General features: G+C 38.4%; 13 protein-coding genes. 11 read left to right on the top strand and 2 right to left on the bottom strand.

Translation table 11 applies throughout. The annotated features are described in order from the left end of the window. Nucleotides 1-1,788 (bottom strand): type VI secretion system tip protein TssI/VgrG (gene tssI / locus AACQ49_RS17365; protein WP_161778961.1); only part of this gene is annotated, 1,788 nt, incomplete at its 3' end. Nucleotides 1,789-1,871: 83 nt separating this feature from the next. Beyond that, nucleotides 1,872-2,390, bottom strand: a complete 519-nt coding sequence (locus AACQ49_RS17360; RefSeq protein WP_004246976.1) for an Hcp family type VI secretion system effector — start codon at nucleotides 2,388-2,390, stop codon at nucleotides 1,872-1,874. A gap of 1,897 nt (nucleotides 2,391-4,287) precedes the next feature. On the opposite strand from AACQ49_RS17360, the gene tssB reads away from it, so the two are divergent. Genes tssB through AACQ49_RS17305 form a run of 11 tightly spaced genes read left to right on the top strand, consistent with a single transcriptional unit; the run spans nucleotide 4,288 to nucleotide 16,966 of the window. Continuing rightward, complete coding sequence (gene tssB / locus AACQ49_RS17355) at nucleotides 4,288-4,788, top strand: type VI secretion system contractile sheath small subunit (RefSeq protein ID WP_004247653.1); 501 nt, start codon at nucleotides 4,288-4,290, stop codon at nucleotides 4,786-4,788. A gap of 20 nt (nucleotides 4,789-4,808) precedes the next feature. Beyond that, nucleotides 4,809-6,287, top strand: a complete 1,479-nt coding sequence (tssC, locus tag AACQ49_RS17350) for a type VI secretion system contractile sheath large subunit (protein ID WP_004247652.1) — start codon at nucleotides 4,809-4,811, stop codon at nucleotides 6,285-6,287. 5 nt (nucleotides 6,288-6,292) lie between these two features. Then, complete coding sequence (tssE, locus tag AACQ49_RS17345) at nucleotides 6,293-6,724, top strand: type VI secretion system baseplate subunit TssE (RefSeq protein WP_004244624.1); 432 nt, start codon at nucleotides 6,293-6,295, stop codon at nucleotides 6,722-6,724. 7 nt (nucleotides 6,725-6,731) lie between these two features. Continuing rightward, entirely contained in the window at nucleotides 6,732-8,507 is a 1,776-nt protein-coding gene (gene tssF, locus AACQ49_RS17340; RefSeq protein WP_017628432.1) for a type VI secretion system baseplate subunit TssF, read from the top strand. Beyond that, nucleotides 8,471-9,508 carry a type VI secretion system baseplate subunit TssG gene (gene tssG, locus AACQ49_RS17335; RefSeq protein ID WP_004244621.1) on the top strand — a complete coding sequence of 346 codons (1,038 nt, stop codon included), beginning with the start codon at nucleotides 8,471-8,473 and terminating at the stop codon, nucleotides 9,506-9,508. Before tssF ends, tssG begins: the two co-directional genes overlap by 37 nt. Nucleotides 9,509-9,512: 4 nt before the next feature. Beyond that, complete coding sequence (gene tagH, locus AACQ49_RS17330; RefSeq protein WP_004247648.1) at nucleotides 9,513-10,781, top strand: type VI secretion system-associated FHA domain protein TagH; 1,269 nt, start codon at nucleotides 9,513-9,515, stop codon at nucleotides 10,779-10,781. Between the two features lies 1 nt (nucleotide 10,782). Continuing rightward, on the top strand, nucleotides 10,783-11,334 hold the full coding sequence (tssJ, locus tag AACQ49_RS17325; RefSeq protein ID WP_004244619.1) for a type VI secretion system lipoprotein TssJ: 552 nt from the start codon (nucleotides 10,783-10,785) through the stop codon (nucleotides 11,332-11,334). Between the two features lies 1 nt (nucleotide 11,335). Then, on the top strand, nucleotides 11,336-12,694 hold the full coding sequence (tssK, locus tag AACQ49_RS17320; RefSeq protein ID WP_004247647.1) for a type VI secretion system baseplate subunit TssK: 1,359 nt from the start codon (nucleotides 11,336-11,338) through the stop codon (nucleotides 12,692-12,694). After that, a complete protein-coding gene (gene icmH, locus AACQ49_RS17315) occupies nucleotides 12,687-13,442 on the top strand; it encodes a type IVB secretion system protein IcmH/DotU (protein ID WP_004244617.1) in 756 nt (251 codons plus the stop codon). Before tssK ends, icmH begins: the two co-directional genes overlap by 8 nt. A gap of 8 nt (nucleotides 13,443-13,450) precedes the next feature. Continuing rightward, a complete protein-coding gene (tssH, locus tag AACQ49_RS17310; RefSeq protein ID WP_161779191.1) occupies nucleotides 13,451-16,174 on the top strand; it encodes a type VI secretion system ATPase TssH in 2,724 nt (907 codons plus the stop codon). 3 nt (nucleotides 16,175-16,177) lie between these two features. Further along, a complete protein-coding gene (locus AACQ49_RS17305) occupies nucleotides 16,178-16,966 on the top strand; it encodes a helix-turn-helix domain-containing protein (RefSeq protein ID WP_004244614.1) in 789 nt (262 codons plus the stop codon).

Here is a 16,966-nt window from a genome sequence, read left to right as displayed (position 1 = left end):
GGTATTCATATCCTTCTGCGCATGAAGAAACACCTCTTGCTTACCGCCCGCATCTTCAAAACGCAGTTCATTAAAACCTTCCCCTTTGTGGGTTTGGCTACGGAAAGTGGTTTGTGTCTTATTCTCTGGGAACTTAATCGGTGGTGCGTTACGTCCATCATAAGTACAACCGGTAATTATCGGTCTGTCGATATCCCCATTCAGGTAACTGACCAGCACTTGTGTGCCGATGCGCGGTACCGCAGAAAAACCATAGCCATTTCCACTCCAACCCATGGCAACCCGCACCCAGCATGAAGCACTGTGATCGGCACTTCCCCGACGATCCCAATGAAAATGCACTTTCACGGCGCCATATTCATTGACGTAGATTTCTTCCCCTGGTGGCCCCACCACCGTCGCCACTTCATCACCGTCCGCCGTCGGTTTATAACGATAAGGGGGGCGCCACTCTTGCGTGCCCGGAATAAAGGAGACGCTATTCGACAGTTGTGTGCCTTCGCCCCCGCTATTGTCCGCCAGTGGCTGTACACCATGATGGCTGACGCTGATCACTTGCCAGCGATCATTCATCGGCTGATGGGGATGCTGAGATAAGGTGAAGATTTTGCCGGGCATCAGTGCAAAACAGTTTGTTGTCGCTTGCCCCACTTTGCTGCCGTTACGTAATTGCTCAAAGCGCACCTGTGTCAGAGGTCGACCTTCATCGTCTAATTGAAAACGACCATAACTTTCAAACACACTGTGCTGTCCCCCCTGCTCAATTTTGTTTTCATGAGACAACGGATAAGAAGGACGAACAAAGTTGTTGTCTTTATGGATAGTTTCATCCACACACAAATATTCGCCATATTGCCAAGTCATGGCAGTGCTATCGCTGATATCGGTATCGGCCTGCGGGTTATAGGTGAGGTGAATACCCGCCGTCATCCCCATATGTTCATCGCTGTAAAACAGTTGTTCTTCTTCAAACCAGAAGTTAATGCCCTCTTCAAACGCCAGTCGACACCAAAAATCAAATGCCGATTCGCGTTTTTGGGTGGTGTAGAGACGTTCAGGGTGTAGATCTTCACGGTAGAATTGGTAATCCGCTTTAACATGGGCCTCATCCAATAAGGTTTTTAAGATGGTCGGCACCGATTGATGTTGAAAAATACGGCTGTCTTGATTGAGGGTCATCACCCACATTTCAGGGCGAATATCGAAGTGATACCACGTTTTCACTCCGTCGGTATTGCCTTGTACTGCCCCGGCTAAGATACCGTTGACTTTGCGGATCAACACCCCATCGCGTTTGACCGTTAATGATGAGGCTAAGCCAAGATGACGCTGAAAATCGATAAAGGGTAAGGCACTGACCGCACTGATGGACAGCGAAAATAGCGAGGATAATCCTTCGGTAAGATTAAATTCGGTGACTTGAAAGGTGTCGTCAGGCAATCCACCAATGGTGCAAGTGAACACCAAACCACTTTCGAGGCTGTCCATGCCTAATGCATCAAGTAACGCCCCATGGGCCGCTTGGAGTGCTTGGTTTTCAGAGAATGTTTGTCCACCGGTAAAACCGCCACCGTGGATCAGGGGATGAGCAGTCACGCGATTGGCCGATACGCTGGCTGATTGAGTGAGCGAGGCCGCTGCTGAGGCCATCCCGGCCACCTTTTGCGTGGGTGTCGATAGCGTTTCGTTCACTTTGGATTGCACCCTATTTTTCACTTGATTGATGGCTTCATCTTTTAAAACGGATGCCGGGTCAATGGGCGTTGATTTCGGATCTTTGCTAAGCATAATCTGCCTCCATGCAAAAATGGATAAAGAAAAGGGAACAATACAAAATAAGGACGAGCCCCCAAGGACTCGTCATAACGGTATTACGCTTCGAGAGGCGCACGCCAGTCATCCGCACCAGACGTTCCAGCAACAGTGTGCTCCCAGTCAATTTTGCGGTAAGAGAGGGAGACTTCGATAAGTTGCGTGAAGTCGGCTTTAGCCGGATCTTGACAATGAGGCATTTGGCAATCGATGTTCACGATAGTCGCGTCAGTCAGTGTGGTGGTAAAGAAGTGCTCTTGTTTACCTTCAACAGACGTGCGATACCATTTTAACTCAACTTTTGGCAACATTTCGCCGGAAGCCAATGCGTTATACAGCAGAGGAACGGCTTTGTTTAATGCCACGGTAAAACGAAACGGTTTATGCGCACGTTGGCCAGAAGGTTGACCTGATTGCGGATCAGTCGGAACCGTCACCACGTGAGAAAATTCTTGTACCAACATTTGGTCTTCATGACCTTGTACATAAATGTTGCCGACAGAATCTGCAGTAAACGCGCCTGCAGTGATGTTGCCCTGAGTTTTTCCTTCAATGGAAATATAGCAAGGAGTTGGCATAACAATATCCTTTTATCAAAAACGACAAATTAAATTAAATGATTGTCTTAAAAACAATCCGTTAGTCATGTCTGTCATCTTAGCCAGTGCGCACGGTAAGACTTCGGTAAAGGATAATAAAATCTTATCAATATGCTGTAAACAGCCCGTTTTTTTTGTATCTCTCTAGGATAAGTCACTTAGCGTAAACTGGTTGAAATATCGCTATATCATGCTGTAAAAACAGTCATAAAAAGTGTTTATTAGCATAAAATATGATGAATAAATAGACAAATTGCTCGCAGCCCAAGAAACACTATGTACATAAAAATATATTTTGTAACAGAAATGTTAAATAAGAAATAGCGCATATAATCAATTGATTTTAAAGCATTAATAATTAATCACATTGAATTATGCTGTCATTCCCCCAGGAATGCGCCATATTTATCAATATATTTAGCTGTTAAGCTCAATTTAATTAAAATATCATGCTGATTAAGCCACTATTTTTATTTAACACACTCAATATGCGTATATTTCAGTCTTATTTTTACGTACCAATACTCATTTTATGGAGGCTAATTATAAAACTATACAATGAACAAGTAGAAAATAAGGATAGGGAGACACAAAAGTTTTAGTTTAACTATCTTGGTCTTTACTTATTGATGATAAAGATATGCTGTTATTCCAGTATAAATTAAGAAGCGATGCTCATTACAGTAGCAATATTGAGAGAAGATTTTTCATATCATATTAGGGTAAAGATCTATTTGAGCCATATTAGTATTTATCCTTGATTGAAATAGGTAATCCTCTTATTTGATAACAATAAAGATATCTCTATAGTTATTTAGCTATTTATGGTTAGTCTTTTTTGGCTTATAGCACCATCTTCTTACTCACTATAAGAGATACATCGTACTAAAAAATTAAAAATCCATTTATTAAAGCAGAATATTTTTCAGATCATACCCTTAAGTTAAACCAAATATAGCTGTATTATGTTTGCAATTCTGTTGCCATAAAAAACTAATTCACACCTAAATAGTTTCATTGCGTTTTTATTTTTTATCATATACTCGTTATATATATGTTATTTTTAATATATCAATATGTAGCGTCACAAAGGGCTTTAAAACCTATTATTCCCTCTGATTTTCTAACACGTTATGTTCCTATGAATAAATTGATATCCCAAAAAAAACCTCTTTATTACTCCTAAATAAAGATTAACGCCTTAACTCAAAACAATATAACACATTGAAAATAAAGCAAAATATAAAAGCATCGCCAATATCCTAAAAGGCTTGTTTAATATGTATCCATCATCGTGATACAAATATAATGAGTAAAAGCTAACTTATCCTAAAATTGAAATAACATTTCAAGCAAAATAGATAAAATAAGTAATTATGCTAGAAAAATATGAAATTATATTACTAATTGTAAAATATGAACTTAGCTCACAGAATTTTATAAATTAATATATTCTATATTTATTAAATTGAGTTTAATTAATATTGCAATTAGCTATATCATTTAGATACTCATTATTAGAGTAACCACCGAATAAGTTAGCTTTCATAATTATAGTCAAACTTATTTCTTATCCCGATAAGATGCCCTATTGATACTGCTCTCAGCTTATTTAATATAAAAATAAGAACTCATATAATAAATTACCTATTGACCCTAAGTTAATTTTGTATATCATGACCAAAACTAAAAAATAAATTTTGTACAATATTAAACATATTTAAACACCTTACTGGGAAAAGAATTCTTAACGCAGAGCCTGTTTTGTTCTGTGTAGGGAAGTGCATGCTCTAAATTTATTATTAATTTTTAATTTAGGCATTTTATTTATGGAATTAAGAAGTTATTGCATACTCATACAAGGAGCTTAACTTAAATGAGTAAGAAAAATCTCGGTAGTGTTGCCCCTAAAGAAAGGATTAATATTAAATATACGCCAAATACTGGCGGAGCTCAGGCTGAAGTCGAACTTCCATTGAATATGTTGATTGTTGGGGATATGAAAGGTAAAACGGAAGAGACCCCCATTGAAGATCGCAAAGCGATTTCAGTCAATCAAAACAACTTCAATTCTGTTATGGAAAGTGCTGGCATTAATTTAAATATTAATGTTCGCAATACCTTAGAAGAAAGCAGTGATTCAGAGCTTAATGTTAATCTTGATGTGAAATCTTTACAGGATTTCTCTCCTGATAGTATCGCTCGCCAAGTGCCCGAATTAAATAAACTTCTCGAATTGCGTGAAGCTTTAGTTGCATTAAAAGGTCCTCTAGGCAATGTCCCAGCTTTTAGAAAGCGTCTTCAAGAACTACTTGAAAATCAAGAAACTCGCGAACAGCTTCTAAAAGAGCTCGATATTGCTGCTAATCAAAAATAATGTTTATAGAGGATTATTTCATGTCACTAAATGCAGAAGCTCAAGAGCAACAAGCCCCCGCATCTACAGGCTCTTTACTTGATGAAATTATGGCTCAATCACGTATGTCTCCAGAAACAGAAGCATACGATATTGCCAAACAAGGTGTTGCTGCTTTTATTAGTAATATTTTCGCCAGTGAATCTGAAGACCAACAGATCAATCGATTATTAATCGATAAAATGCTTGTTGAACTTGATAATAAACTAAGTACTCAAGTTGACGAAATTCTTCACGCGCCTAAATTTCAAGAAATTGAAGCTTCATGGCGTTCTTTAAAATTACTCGTTGATCGCACTGATTTTAGAGAAAATATTAAGATCAATATTCTTCATGCAACTAAAGAAGAGTTATTAGAAGATTTTGAATTTTCTCCAGAAATTGTTCAATCAGGCTTCTATCAACACGTCTACTCTTCAGGATACGGCCAATTTGGTGGTGAACCTGTTGCAACAGTTATTGGTAACTACGCCTTTAACAATACTGCGCCAGATATGAAGTTAATGCAGTATGTTAGTACTGTTGGTGCAATGGCTCACGCGCCATTCCTATCATCTGTTTCACCTAATTTCTTTGGTATTAATAGCTACGCTGAACTGCCGGCAATTAAAGATCTAAAATCTGTTTTTGAAGGCCCTGCACATACTAAATGGCGCTCACTGCGTGAAGCAGAAGATTCCCGTTATTTAGGGTTAACAGCACCGCGTTTCTTATTACGTTTGCCATACTCTCCAACAGAAAACCCTGTAAAAATGTTTAACTATTCAGAAAATGTTAAACAAGACCATGAGCACTATTTATGGGGTAATACCGCATTCTTATTAGCAAGCTGTATTAATGATAGTTTTGCAAAATATCGTTGGTGTCCAAACATTATTGGCCCACAAAGCGGCGGTACAGTTAATGATCTTCCTGTGCATATTTTTGAAGCGATGGGTGAATTACAAACTAAGATCCCAACTGAAGTTTTAGTTACCGATCGTAGAGAATTTGAACTAGCAGAAGAAGGCTTTATCACGCTGACCATGCGTAAAGGCAGTGATAATGCTGCATTCTTCTCCGCAAACTCGGTTCAAAAACCAAAAGTCTTCCCAAATACTCCTGAAGGCAAATTGGCAGAGACTAACTATAAGTTAGGAACTCAATTGCCATACATGTTTATTATCAATCGCTTAGCTCATTATATAAAAGTATTGCAACGTGAACAGATTGGCTCATGGAAAGAGCGTCAAGATCTGGAGCGTGAACTCAATATTTGGCTTAAGCAATATGTCGCAGATCAAGAAAACCCACCAGCAGATGTTCGTAGTAAACGTCCATTGCGTTCAGCTGAAATCAAAGTACTTGATGTTGATGGCGATCCAGGTTGGTACCAAGTCGCTATTCAAGTTCGCCCACATTTTAAATATATGGGTGCAAACTTTGAATTATCACTTGTTGGTCGTCTTGATAAAGAGTAACGGTGATGGCATCCAATTATGGCTGGCAGGCTAATGCTGGCGCCAGCTTATTTGAACGGATCCGAGGGAAAAACTTAGGTTTTTCCCATCGTTCGCGAACAAATACACTCATTGAATCAATAAAACAGAATTTAAATTACATCTTAAATGCTAGACCTGATGGTTGCCAAGGAACGCCACCCTTAGGGATCCCTGATTTAAATGATGCGACTCAATCTACGGTTGATTTTAAATCTCACCTAGAAGATAGCATTAGTAGTTGCATTATTGCGTATGAACCACGGATCAGCAAAGTTGTAGTGAAATTTCTTGAAGAAGATGCAGATAGTTTATCTTTACAATTTAATATTAATGCTTTTATTGATTTAGAAAATAAGCAGCAACTTATTGAATTTAATGTGTATTTAGATAATAACCGTAGATATCAGCTTAAATAGCATTAATATGTCATCAAAATCCTACTTTACCAATGAATCAGAATACTTAAATGAGCTGACTGAGCAAGTTGCCAAAGAAAAACCGCAACTTGTTAATTTGCTTTCACACAATGTTAAAGATCCTGATACTTCGCGGATTATGGATGGGCTATCTTATTTATCGGGTAATTTACGCCAGCAAATAGATAGACAATTTCCTGAGTTAACTAACAGTTTAGCCAATATGCTTTGGCCAAACTACGCGCGCCCTGTGCCAAGCATGACGATTGTTGAATATCATCCTAATTATGCTCAGTGCCAACACGCAACAAAAATTTCAGCAGGACAACCTTTTAGTGCCACTCCACTTTATGTGCAAAGTGAGGAAACAAACCACGAGACGTTATTTCAATGTCGATTTAGTCAAAGTCGCGACCTCTGGTTAATGCCGACAAAAATCAGTAACATTTTGCAGCAAACAACCGCCATTGAAATAACATTTGAGTTAGCAACAAAACAGCCACTTGCCAATATTGGCTTAGATAAATTGTGTTTTTACTTAAATGGTGCGCCATTTACTACAAATCAGCTCTATTTTTTATTAAGCCAGCATGTGCAGAGTGCCTCTTTAGTCACAGATGTACATACGCTACCTCTTACTCACTTTTCAGTTACGCCTGTTGGTTTTCAAAAGCAGGATGCCTTACTTCCATACCCGAAAAATAGCTATGATGGCTATCGTATACTGCAAGAGTTTTTCTGTTTTCCTGAAGCCTTTCTCTTTCTAGATATTCATGGTTTGGATGACATTCCTTTGGCTATCGAAGCAGAGCAATTCAAACTGGTGATCAATTTTGATCTAGAAATTCCTGATGGCGTTATTCTTTATGACGACAGTATTAAACTTAATTGCACCCCTATTGTGAATTTATTTCCTATTGATAGTGAAGCAATAAATTTGACGGGGAAAAGTGAGGAGTATGTTTTAAGTCCTAATTACCAACTTACTGAATGTTTTGATATTTTTTCGATTAATGAGGTTAGAGGGTTACGTTATCCTAATGATGCTAAACCTTATCCGATCACCTATACAGCATTTGAAAGTTTTTATCATCAAAACCATCAAACTCAAAATCATGGCTATTACCGTTTAAAGATAAGTCAAAATGAACAGTTATACGGCTATTCCCATCGACTTTCTTTTGTTCGTCAGCAAGAGCCTCAGTTACAACAGTGTGAAGAAACCGTTTCTGTTGCACTCAACTGTACTAACCGCTATATCGCTTCCCAGTTATCGACGCGTTCTATCGATTTAGATAGTGCATCAATTCCTTATGGGGCTTTATCTGCTAAGAATTTATTCGCACCAACACTGCCTTTATATCCATTATTAGATAAAACATTATATTGGTCTGAATTAACTAATTTATCTTTAAATTATCAGTCTTTGCTCAATCTTGATTCATTAAAAAAAATATTACAACTCTATGATTTACCGTCTGTTTATAACACACAGGTTGCAAGGCAATCACAAAAACGCCTAGATGCATTAGTTGATTTACATTCAGAGCATATTGAGCATATCTACAAAGGGCTTCCTGTTCGTGGTCTGAAGACAACGTTAGTTGTTCATCAAAATGCGTTTCTTTCGGAAGGAAGTTTATTCCTATTTTGTACCGTTATCGCTCAATTTTTCACCTTATATACCAGCATTAATATGTTTCATGAGTTGGAAGTTATTAACCTTGATAATAAGGAAGTTTATCGATGGCCAGCACAAATCAACCAGCACATACTGAAGTAATCGATCGTTGGCTGGAACAAGCTGGCTCATCGGTAACAGAGTATAATTTTTATCAACTCGTTGAATTGTTAAATAAAATAATTCATCAAGATGTCAACTCGATGGAGGATGACAGCGGTATTCTTCGCTTTAAATCTTATTCAAATATTGCATTTCCGACGCGAGATGTTATTTCCATTGAAAAAAATAATGTCGAACAATATGAATTAGAAGTCGCTTTTTTGGGCTTACAAGGAAGTCAGTCCCCCCTACCAGGCTATTATCTGGATGAGTTTGCTTGGGAAGATGCACAACAGATAGAAGGTATCTCCGCTTTTCTCGATATCTTCAATCATCGTCTGATAGCGTTACTTTATCGGATCTGGCGCAAATATCGTTACTACATTTGCTTTGAAAATGAAGGACAGGATTCATTTTCACAATATATGTTTTCTCTCGTTGGATTAGGTAATGGAGCTAATCGCGGTCGGATCAAAATCAACCATAGCAAAATGCTCGCTTATGCTGGTCTTTTGGCGAGTCCAAGTCGCTCTTCTGATGTGATTAGTAGTCTTATATCTCACTGTTTCGACTTAGAAAATGTAAAAGTAATTGGTTGGGAGACACGCCGTGTTCCTATTCCTGAATCACAACAAAACAAGTTAGGTACGATTTCTCATCAATCCGGACAAAAATCTCGCCCACGAATGTTATTAGGGGAAAATTTTAGTCTGGGCTCACACATATATGACTGCAATGGAAAATGCACCATCGAAATCAGTGAATTAAGTTTAGAACGCTATATGCGTTTTTTACCTAACGGCAGTGATTTCGCACCATTAGTTGCCTTTGTTTCTTACATTTTTCATGAGCAATTAGCTTGGGATTTACGTCTTAGCATTGCTGAAAAGCAAGCCGAAGGGTTCCGTTTGGGTCACCAACAACACAACCAATTAGGCTGGCAAAGCTTTTTAGGTCAACCCGCAAAGAAACCGGATGTCACCATTACGGTATTGGAATAAAGAGATGGATAAATATCAGCCAACAATTTCTTTTAGCATCAAAAATAGTGAACAGCTAGAAAGTGGTTATCTGCCAAATGCGACTTTAACTCAAAGTGGCGGACAGATTGGTAGTGGCAATCAATGTGACTGGAAAATCCAAGATAATGAAGGTGCTATTGCCGATCGGCAATGTACGGTGTTTTGGAAAGATCAACACTTTTGCTTAAAAGTAAATTCAGGTCCTGTTTACATTAATAATGCGATTATTCCATTGCATCTTGATGCCGTTAGACTGACCCAAGGTGATCAGATAAAAGTGGGTAAATTAGTTATTGCCACCAATATTAGTCTTACCGGAGAGCCGGTACAAAATATGATGGCGATGACGCCTCAGTCTATTATCGCAAAAGATCATAATCCGCTAGATTCATTATTTGATGTTGATACAACAGTCAAAAATGAGCGGAAAGAGCCTCCGTTTGTACCAACCGTTCAGGGTGCATTAACAACAGACCCACTACAGGCTTTAGAAAACGAAAATCTAAGCTTAATTTCTAAAAACACACAAGCTACTTCAGACGATCCTTTATTGAGTGACCCCCACTCGTATTCATCTGCCTTTCCGACATCAGATAATCAAGAGAATACTATGGTCCAAGAATTTATTGATTTACCTAAAATCACACCTAATGAAAACGAACATATGACCGATGTCGATCATGTGGCAGTTAACCCTCTGATGAAGGGATTAGGTATCCACCTTAATTTAACAAATACACAGCATGCTAATGATTTTCTTGTTGAACTGGGTAAAACCGTCAAAGCGGCTATTGAAGGTTTACTGATTTTGCAACAACAACAAGAAAGCTTACAAGATAAGCAATTACGCCCAATTGAAGATAATCCTTTACGTCTTAATAGTGGCTATGAAGAGACAATGAAGTTGATGTTTACCGATGAACGTAGCCCTGTACATCTTTCAGCACCAGCGGCAGTAACAGAAAGCTTGCACAACATCCAATTGCATTATCAAGCGAATCAAGAAGCTATTTCAACCGCACTATCAACCATGTTGGCAGCATTCTCTCCTGAACATTTATTAAACCGCTTTTCTCAGTATCGACGAGCTTCAGATAACACACCAATGAATGATGGCTGGGCTTGGGAAATGTACAACAACTATTACAAAGAACTCTCTTCATCTCGGCAACAGGGTTTTGAAAAATTATTCTATGAAGTATACAGCCATGCTTATGACAGAGCGCTGAGAAAAGGAATAGAGGAAGCTTAATATGCAGCTTAGAACTTTCTCAATATTACTGTTATTTAGCTCTTTTTTAATATTGAGTGGATGTAGTAAACCTTTTGAAGCCGCGGGTAAAATGGGGAAAATCTTATTAGATCCCTCAACTCCTGTTGGGCAACCGAAAGATCAGCCCTCTACCGTTGCATTAACCATCCTTGCGGAGCCCTATATTAATCCTAATCAGGAAGGTGAAGCTGCGCCGATAAATATCCAAGTTGTTTATCTTAATGAAGATTCAGTATTTGGCTCTGTTGATCATGATCAGATAGATGCAAAAGAGGGTGACTTAGAGAAAGTTCTAAAGAAAAATTATATTGACCATCAAGACTACACCATTTTACCTGGCCAATATAAACCCTTCCCTACTATGACGTTAGACCCATCTAACCGTTACATTGGCATTATTGCCTATTACTCAGATCCTGATAAAGCAGAATGGAAGAAAATAGTCAAAGCGCGTGGTAAAGGACGCCACTACTTCCTATTAGTGCACATTAGGGAAAATGAAATCGAATTTAGACAAGAAGAGGATGATTAATATGTCAACTAAAAATAGAGTGATCTGGCGTGAAGGGCTATTTATCAAACCTCAACATTTTCAGCAACAACAACGTCATCAAGATTATATGACGGTGAGTATTTTAAATAACTTTTTTTCACACTTTTGGGGATTTAGTACCTTAAAATTGAGTGACGATTTATATGCTTTAGGTCGTATTGGTATTAAAGAAGCTTCTGGTGTTATGCCAGACGGCACCATTTTCTCTATACCAAACCAAGATTTACTACCACAGCCTATTGATATAACGAATATTACTGATAGTGACAGCAGTATTATTTATCTGGCTTTTCCTTTAATGAACGAGAATGTCAGTGAAATTTCCACTGAACATAACGGTAGTCGTTTACTTTCTCGCTACAGCGAAAGCACCGAAAATATTCGTGATTTACATACTGAAAATGGTGATATCAGTGCTATTCATGTTGCACAGCTCACACCAATACTCAAACAAGGTAAACATGGTTTAGATGCCTATGTTGCTTTACCTATCTGTCGTATTAGAGAGCGTAATGCTAATGGTAATTTAACGCTAGATAATGATTATATTCCCAGCCTATTAAATATCCGTGCCTCAACATTATTGAGCCAATTTCTCACCGAGCTTGAAGGAACGCTATATGAAAGAGGAAAACAAATTGCCTCTCGCATTGGTGCCCCAGGTCAGCAAGGTGTTGCGGATGTGGCAGAATTTATGATGTTACAAGTGCTTAATCGCACTTATCCACTCTATTCGCATTATGCTCAAGAGCCGGTGATCCATCCTGAAAAACTATTTCGAGATTTATTAGAGCTTTGTGGTGAACTACAAACATTCACGAATACTTCACGTTTACCTGAAAATATTGCCAAATATCAACATGCTAAATTAACAGAAAGTTATATTCCATTAATAGCCAGTATCCGCGAAGCACTCAGTGTTGTCTTAACACCAAGAGCGATCCCAATCCCGCTACAAGTTCAAGAGCATGGTATTCGTGTAGCAACCATTCATGACAAACAACTGCTACAACGTGCTGAATTTATTATTGCGGTGAAATCACAAATGCCGCAAGAGCAACTACGTCGCCAATTCCCACAACAAACTAAGGTGACAACAATCAATAACATTCGCAGCTTGGTTAGTGTGCAAATACCGGGTGTTCCTTTATCACCACTTTCGGCTGCACCAAGACAATTACCTTATCACTCGGGATATAACTATTTCCATTTTGATCAACAAGGCAATGAATGGAAAGGGATCCAGCAGGATGGCAACATCGCATTCCACGTTTCAGGAAACTTCCCCGATCTCGATATTCAGTTATGGGCAATAAGAGATGGAGCACTCTATGACTGATGATATTTTACTGAATCATGATGATGAAGAGCGCATTACAAAGAAAAATTACCAACTGCCGCTAAGAGGAAACAACATCAATCCAATGATAGATGCTGCTACACCTTTATTAGGCATGGTATTGCGCATGAAAGCGATGTCTGAAACCCCACTTTCAGAAAAGCTGTACCAACAAGTTGTCATGGATATTACCTCTATTGAGCAACAATTACAGATCCAAGGTTACGAGCCAGGTGCCATTGTTTCATTTCGTTATGTGCTATGTACTTTTATTGATGAAACCGCCCTTGGATTAGGCTGGGATCAAGATAATGGTTGGGTAAAACAATCATTACTGGTTCATTTTCATAATGAATCATGGGGTGGTGAAAAAGTCTTTGTCTTAATTGAAAGATTATTAGGTGAACCTAAACGTTACCTCGATCTGATTGAATTTATCTACCTTTGTTTATGCCTAGGATACCGCGGGCGCTACAAAGTCTCTGCGGGACAAAATGATGAATTTAATCATTTATTAAGACGCTTACAAAAACAGATCCAACAGCTAAGAGGTAACGCTAAGCCAATAGTTCTATTTGAAAAAGGTGATAACCAACAAAGCCGTTATCGTTTAGGTAAGCGTTTAGGGGCTCGCTATATTCTCATAGGTACAGCGGTATTCGCGTTGATTATTTATAGCATTTATTCATCCAGACTGAATTATCAAACACTCAGTATTGTGGAACAACTTAATACTTTACTTGGCTAGGACGCATTATGATCCAAATTGATCTCTCTACTCTCGTTAATCGATTACACCCAATAGCTAAGCATGCCTTAGAAAGTGCAGCCGCTTACTGTGTAAGCCACCAGCAACCTGAAATTACGATTGCTCAGTTTCTACAAAAACTGATAGAAACGCCATTAACTGACATTCGTATGATCAGTCAAAAAAGCGCATTAGATATTAATGCGTTATCAGAGTTATTAGATATCGACATTCCGCCACATCAAGTTATTACACAAAGTTATCCTAGTTTTTCACCCTTATTAGTTGAATGGATGAAAGATAGCTGGCTATTAGCGTCAACTGAACTAAATCACAGTGAACTTCGCTCTGGTGCATTGTTTTTAACTTTATTACAAATGCCTTTGCGTTATCTTGCGAAACCTGTTGCCGATATGCTTGCGCAGATTAACCGCGACCAATTAAAACTCAATTTTGATCAATGGACTGAAGGCTCTGCTGAATCGCCTTTTGACGAAAAAACAGTATCAGAAAAAGGTAACCTTGCTGCTGATTCATTGTTAGCGAAATTTACTCATAACATGACTGAACAAGCGCGAAATGGTGAGTTAGATCCGGTCTTATGTCGCGATAATGAAATCGACTTAATGATTGATATTCTGTGCCGTCGCCGTAAAAACAATCCTGTAGTAGTCGGAGAGCCCGGTGTGGGTAAAAGTGCGTTAATTGAAGGACTAGCACTACGTATTATTGCCGGAGATATTCCTGATAAATTAAGGGGTTGTGAACTTCTTACTCTTGATTTAGGCGCATTACAAGCAGGTGCTGCAGTCAAAGGCGAATTTGAAAAACGCTTTAAAGGCATTATGCAAGAAGTCACTCAATCTCCTCACCCTATCATTCTATTTATTGATGAAGCACACACCCTCATTGGTGCAGGTAACCAGCAAGGTGGCTTAGATGTTTCTAATTTATTAAAACCGGCTTTGGCGCGTGGAGAACTACGAACTATCGCAGCAACGACTTGGAGCGAATACAAAAAATATTTTGAAAAAGATGCCGCGTTAGCGCGCCGTTTCCAATTAGTGCAAGTCAAAGAGCCATCATCTGCAGAAGCCATTATCATTATGCGTGGCTTACGTAGTATCTATGAAAAATCCCACCATGTCTTTATTGATGATGAAGCACTACGAGCCAGTGCTGAATTAAGTGAACGTTATATCTCTGGACGTCAATTACCAGACAAAGCCATTGATGTATTAGATACAGCCTGTGCAAGAGCCGCGATTAATCTATCTTCGCCACCAAAGGCATTATCCTCTTTGAAAACAGAACTCCATCAAATCAATATGGAAATGGATGTATTACAAAGAGAACACTATTTAGGTTTAGATGATCATTCTGAGCGTCTTGAAACGTTAGCCTCACAAGCAAGTGCTATTGAACAACAAGCAACTGATTTACAGCAAGCATGGGAGCAACAAAAAGAGCTTGTATCTCAAATTATTACGTTACGAGCAACATTACTTAATAATGCTACCGAAGCGACTAATGACGATGTCGCAAATGATGTTGCAAATAATGAAGAGGTAAGTGATATAAGAACTTATAGTGAAGCAGAAGATGCTGAAGATAATGCTGAAGATAATGATGAAAAAATAGCAACACAGCCCCCCTGCTCATCTGAAGAATTAAAGCAACAGTTACAACAATTAGATAAACAACTTGCTCAGTTACACGACACGCATTTACTGGTTTCACCTCACGTCGATAAAAAACAAATTGCGGCGGTAATTGCTGAATGGACAGGCGTACCATTAAATCGATTATCACAAGATGCATTATCAATTGTCACTGAGTTACCGACCTACTTGGAAGAGAGTATCAAAGGCCAATCATTAGCCATTCAATGTTTACACAAACATTTACTTACAGCGCGGGCTGATTTACGTCGACCGAGTCGACCGCTGGGGGCATTCTTATTAGCAGGTCCTAGTGGCGTGGGTAAAACAGAAACGGTTATCCAAATTGCCCAATTAATGTTCGGTGGCACACAATATCTCACGACTATTAATATGTCTGAGTTTCAAGAAAAACATACTGTTTCTCGCCTTATTGGTTCACCTCCCGGTTATGTGGGATATGGTGAAGGAGGGATCTTAACAGAAGCTATTCGTAAAAGACCTTACTCAGTTGTTTTACTCGACGAAGTAGAGAAAGCGCATCCTGATGTGCTAAATCTATTTTATCAAGCTTTTGATAAAGGAGAGATAGCCGATGGAGAAGGACGAGTCATTGATTGTAAAAATATCGCATTTTTCCTCACCTCTAATTTAGGTGACCATGTCATTACTGCTTACGCGGATAAACCGGACGAACTAGAAGATGCACTCTACCCTGAATTAACAACTTTCTTTAAACCAGCATTACTTGCTCGAATGGAAGTGATCCCTTATTTACCGTTGCCTGCAGAGGTTTTACGACAAATTGTTGATGGCAAATTAGCTCGTCTTATTAACCTGTTAAAACAGCGTTTCAACGCAGAAATCAATGTAGAAGAGAGTGTTGCTACGGAAATTTTACGCAGAGCTTCTCGTGCTGAAAATGGTGCGCGTATTTTGGAATCTATTATTGATGGTGCGTTATTGCCGCCTCTTTCTTTATTACTTCTACAATATAGTGCACGTAATGAAGCTATCTCTCATATCCGCTTAGCGACTGAAAATGATGAGTTTATTGCGGAGGTTAATTAAGCAATGAAAGCGAGACTAAAAAATGCGCTTGCACTACTAGAATGTCATGATGTAGAGACGCTAGCTGTTCAATTTCTAAAATATAGCTTTTTTCGTAGCTCACTGAGTGGGTTAATTATTTCGTTAATGAATAAAGCTGAAAATAAATTGGAAAGTTGGAATATCGACTTAACGCTTCAAGTGCAAAGCCATTTTTTAGATACCGATATTACCGATGCAGATCACCCTTTAATTCAACTGCTATTTAAGGGTGAACCTGTATTTTGGCAAAACTTACAACAAGGTAGTTATATTAATAATGCTGCTATGCGCGGTTTTATTTCACAGCTTCCGGTGAACACCGGATTGTATAGTTTGCCTATCTATGATGTTAACCATAAAGCATGTGGCACGATTATTCTTTTAGGGCAAGCTGAAGAGCTAGAAAATATCGAGCAAGGTATTTTCCCTATTTATTGTGAACTATTTAATCATCAATTAAAGCATCTTTTTGAATTATCAAATATGCAACAAAAAATCTCTTACTTGCAATATATCAATCAATTACAAAGGGAAAAAGAAACCACGCTTAATGAAACGTTAGATAAATTAACCGCATCTGTAGCGACTATTGCACTTCCTACCATACAAATCAAAGGAGTTAATGATTTAGAAGTTGCTATAGAAAATTATGAAAAAGAAATTTTATTAGATAAACAGCAAGAATTGAAAGGAGATATTAACGCCATGGCAGAACAGCTTAGTATTTCTAAACGAGCGTTAATATATAAATTGAAGAAATACGGAGTATAA

This window comes from Proteus sp. G2675 (assembly GCF_963886535.1).
Taxonomy (GTDB): Bacteria; Pseudomonadota; Gammaproteobacteria; order Enterobacterales; family Enterobacteriaceae; genus Proteus; species Proteus mirabilis.
Note: the sequence above shows the minus strand (reverse complement) of the source record. Positions and strands in the feature narration are given on the sequence as shown.